Origin of the sequence: Bathymodiolus platifrons methanotrophic gill symbiont, from assembly GCF_002189065.1 — a bacterium.
Classification (GTDB): domain Bacteria; phylum Pseudomonadota; class Gammaproteobacteria; order Methylococcales; family Methylomonadaceae; genus Methyloprofundus.
Map to the genome: position 1 here is coordinate 1 of NZ_BDMN01000059.1, position 3,256 is coordinate 3,256.

At 41.9% G+C, this 3,256-nt stretch carries 4 protein-coding genes and 1 pseudogene; all 5 read right to left on the reverse strand.

Features of this window, described 5'->3' with window-relative positions:
- A pseudogene (locus tag CDZ78_RS04025) lies at window positions 1-264 on the reverse strand (ISL3 family transposase); the annotation flags it as partial.
- A 480-nt stretch (window positions 265-744) separates the two neighbouring features.
- Entirely contained in the window at window positions 745-1,341 is a 597-nt protein-coding gene (locus CDZ78_RS04030; protein ID WP_087868820.1) for an MBL fold metallo-hydrolase, read from the reverse strand.
- Window positions 1,342-1,422: 81 nt separating this feature from the next.
- Window positions 1,423-1,917 carry a copper resistance protein NlpE gene (locus CDZ78_RS04035; RefSeq protein WP_087868821.1) on the reverse strand — a complete coding sequence of 165 codons (495 nt, stop codon included), beginning with the start codon at window positions 1,915-1,917 and terminating at the stop codon, window positions 1,423-1,425.
- A gap of 145 nt (window positions 1,918-2,062) precedes the next feature.
- Window positions 2,063-2,425 carry an EthD domain-containing protein gene (locus CDZ78_RS04040; protein WP_087868822.1) on the reverse strand — a complete coding sequence of 121 codons (363 nt, stop codon included), beginning with the start codon at window positions 2,423-2,425 and terminating at the stop codon, window positions 2,063-2,065.
- Between the two features lie 244 nt (window positions 2,426-2,669).
- Window positions 2,670-3,158: a hypothetical protein gene (locus CDZ78_RS04045; protein WP_140413873.1), complete on the reverse strand. Its 489-nt coding sequence runs from the start codon at window positions 3,156-3,158 to the stop codon at window positions 2,670-2,672.
- Window positions 3,159-3,256: the final 98 nt, after the last annotated feature.

Consider the following 3,256-nt stretch of genomic DNA (forward strand, 5'->3'; position numbering starts at 1 on the left):
GTCCGTTGTTGTGATGCGAGGAACAGAGCAATGTAGATAGCAAGAATGCTCAAAGAAGCTCAAGTGTTGCCATTGCCGATCGACTGTATCATGCACTGGGCAGAGAACCCCCGATTCATCAGCAAAACGGGCGCCTGGTTCAAAACCTATCTGCAAATGAAGTTCATTCTGTTCTAAAATATTGTCGTTTGAAAAGATAATTTCTTCCACTTTCCAAGGCGATTGTAAGCCTAAAGCCATACTAAATAAAGATTCATTATTCATGGTATTATTATCGCACTACCCACTAGGATTCACATAGAGCCTTAATTGGTCAATATTATTCATTGCATTACTCAACGGTGAGTAGTTCTCCTAGGTTGCCGTCTATTCCTAATGGTCAACATGCCATGCTCTCGGCCCCCGGGGCGTAGAAAAGCACTTGCCTTATCGCACTTTCCTATTTTGACTTCTGCCGGGTCAACAGCATCGTCCTGTCCCATCTTAATCTTTCGAGGCTCAATCACTTCAACTTTCGCTTACGGTTTATTGCCTTGTTCCCCCTGTGCTTGATCTTTGTGATTACCCACGCCGACTCAGAGTTCTCTACCCAGCGGCTGGCCTGCCTTACTGAAGCGGGGTTCTCACCCGCTGGAATACACGACCTTGCCTAGCCGCACTGACCCCTTGCCCTTCATACAGAAAAACAGTCCGTTATTCCCGAAGTATTTATTATGGATGATGATTATTTTCCATATCCCTAAGTTAAGTTTCAAGCAAACGCTTTAATGCGGCGCTACCTTGTTTAAAAACAGGCCAACCATCACCTGTTAAAACCGTATCAATAGCAGAAAGATTAGCGAGACGTGCTGCCGATTTCTGTGCTAGAGCAAGATCAGTTAGTTTTGCATTAGGTAACAGACATAATTCACCCGCAAGATGAGAGCGGATCAAATCACCTGTTATCAGTGTGCTGTTTTCTAGAACTAAAGCGAGTTCTCCCGGTGTTTTCGAACCTTCCAGCTGATAAGCAATGAGCCCGGGAACAATTTCCTCATTATCAGCAAGCCAGCAATAACATACGATAGGAAAAGTCGCTTGCTCCCCTACCGGGCCAACAATTTTTGCTCCGGTTTGCGCGGCAATGTTTTCTGCATCACGGCAATGATCACTATTAGTAATCACAATAATATTAGCGCCGCCTAGTGCTTGTAGGTGCTCTAGGTCATGATCTGACAGTGCCAAAGGATCAATTAGCACATTACCTTGTTCACGAACCCAGAGCACACTGTGAAAATCCAGGTTCCGTTCTTGATTAAATTCTGACCAGCCAAACAAATCTTTTCTATGCAGTTGTTTCATTGTGAATTCTCATTATTTGATGTGCGAGGGCAATAAGCTTAAGCTGGAAAGTGTTATATTACTCGTACCTATAAAATAGCATTAGCGCCCATGCATTTCACGTGGCTTGCCCTCATCGTTTCTTTTGGCTAGGGTATATTTACGCTGATCGCCTGTCATAGGCTTAGCCTCTGGGGTAAGCATTATAAGTGTTGCTTCATTTTTAATCCGAAATTTGCGTATACTGGAATCCTTACGCGCAACTAAAGTTACAATGCCGGATTTATCATCCCAGCTATATTTTCCCTTCTCATAATACTCTCGTGAGGAAGATTTGGCTTTCTGGGTGACTAACAGATAATTCTGCCTGTTTTTTAAGGACAGAGTCGCCGCAATACCCGGGCAGTCTTTACAAGGCAGGGCGCCATAATAAACTCCACGAAACTCTTGACTCTCGTCTTTAGTGATCATATGTTTAGTATGATCTCCCATAGTTTGCTTGTCCGACTTAGCCATTGCCGGATTAAAAGATACACTAAGAGCACTGAGTAATATTAGCGTCAGTTTTTGTTTTGAAGATATTGCTATTGATTTCATTTTATTATCACTTTATTTAAAAACGGTTTATTGGAGTGTAGTTATATAAGCTCTACGCAAACATTTGTATAATACGCCAAGATTATTGTAAAACAAAGCTAGCTGCGCCATATCTATTGCTCACCTGCAGTGACTTGTTAGCCATTTAGAATTCGTGCTCTTCAACAATAAATGCTGAAGATTTTGAGTGGTCGATGAAATTCCCTTCATCTTTTAGCAACGCAGCACCCAATTTCTGCCCCTCGGGAGAACTCATTCCTTCCATTAGTGCTTCTTCTGATTCAAACCAAACTTCGGCGACGCCATCATATTCAGGCAGCATACCTCTTGAACTTCTTAGGCCTTCGTTCAAAGGGGTATCTAGTGTATGTGACTGCACATATTTTTTTGCCCCCATCGCATCAGAGTTGCTCATGAAGAATGGACCATGTTTATTCAACCAATAATCTTTGAATTCTTCCCGAGTCATGTTTGGGTGTCGTGTTATGCACATAACGAACTTAATCATCTTTCTTTACTCCTCGTTTTACTGGTTTGTGTGTGGCAAGTGATGCGGTTGTTATAACTTATTCATTCTACTCGTCATCATCAGTCTTATTATCATTTCCTAATATATTATTAGGATATTGTAATTTTTTTTGCAAAATATCAAATTCATTTAGAGGAAAAATGGGGTCAAGCCCCCTTCTCGAAGTGTGCGACCTCTTTAATTGGTCAATATTATTCATTGCATTACTCAACGGTGAGTAGAATTACACATAGCGAAATGCAAAAATAAAGACCTGACCCCTTGCTCTGGCCACCCGGTCACGGTAGCAGGGCAGCCCATCATCCAGGTGACCAGCTAGCTCAATACTCAGGTTTTCAGGCCCTATCCAGAACACCCGTTTCGCAACTATCTTTAACTTGTGAACCAATTCCGGCCCCTGCACCGCAATATTTTTGGGGACATAACGCATATCTAGAAATTCCAACAGAATCTCATGCTCATTGTTTTTTATTGCTTCAATCAGAGATACCACACTACTGCGAGGTGTGCTCCGGTTCAAGCGGTCATACGGCACTGTTTCCCTTGGCTGAACCTCCTCGGTATCATCTCCTTTAAGTATTTGCTTTACAGTAGGCGTGTCAACCGCCATCTTTTCAGCAAAAACCGTTGCTGGGAGCAACGACAAGACAACAATAAAATATAAAACAGGACAACAAAGGGGCCTAGTGCTTATCTGACTTATACTCATCATAGAAATCCTGAAACTTGTCAATAAAAATTAAAATAATACTCTTGTAAACTGAAGTTTCCCAATAATTATTTATGGTAAAATTGAAACTATGCTACAAC

Excerpts from the sequence above, each read along its gene's own strand:
- CDZ78_RS04030 (WP_087868820.1), bottom strand. The coding sequence starts at position 1,341 with ATGAAACAACTGCATAGAAAAGATTTGTTTGGCTGGTCAGAATTTAAT.
- CDZ78_RS04035 (WP_087868821.1), bottom strand. The coding sequence starts at position 1,917 with ATGAAATCAATAGCAATATCTTCAAAACAAAAACTGACGCTAATATTA.
- CDZ78_RS04040 (WP_087868822.1), bottom strand. The coding sequence starts at position 2,425 with ATGATTAAGTTCGTTATGTGCATAACACGACACCCAAACATGACTCGG.
- CDZ78_RS04045 (WP_140413873.1), bottom strand. The coding sequence starts at position 3,158 with ATGATGAGTATAAGTCAGATAAGCACTAGGCCCCTTTGTTGTCCTGTT.